The sequence below is a fragment of the Streptococcus humanilactis genome (assembly GCF_019448275.1).
GTDB classification, from domain to species: Bacteria; Bacillota; Bacilli; order Lactobacillales; family Streptococcaceae; genus Streptococcus; species Streptococcus humanilactis.
Genome location: NZ_JAHXBZ010000043.1, coordinates 1 through 227 on the forward strand (window position 1 = coordinate 1; position 227 = coordinate 227).

Genomic DNA, 227 nt, shown 5'->3' on the forward strand with positions numbered 1-227 from the left:
TCAACCAGTGCGGTAGCCTCTACATCAGCAAGCACTAGCGCGGTAGCTTCTACATCAGCGTCAACAAGTGCAGTAGCCTCTACATCAGCAAGCACAAGCGCCGTAGCGTCTACCTCAGCAAGCACAAGCGCTGTAGCGTCTACATCAGCAAGCACAAGCGCCGTAGCGTCTACATCAGCAAGCACAAGCGCTGTAGCGTCTACATCAGCATCAACAAGTGCGGTAGC

1 pseudogene is annotated in these 227 nt (G+C 54.2%); it reads right to left on the reverse strand.

Annotation, left to right across the window (positions count from 1 at the left end):
* Positions 1–227, reverse strand: a pseudogene (locus KV696_RS09785) (adhesive domain-containing protein); the annotation flags it as partial.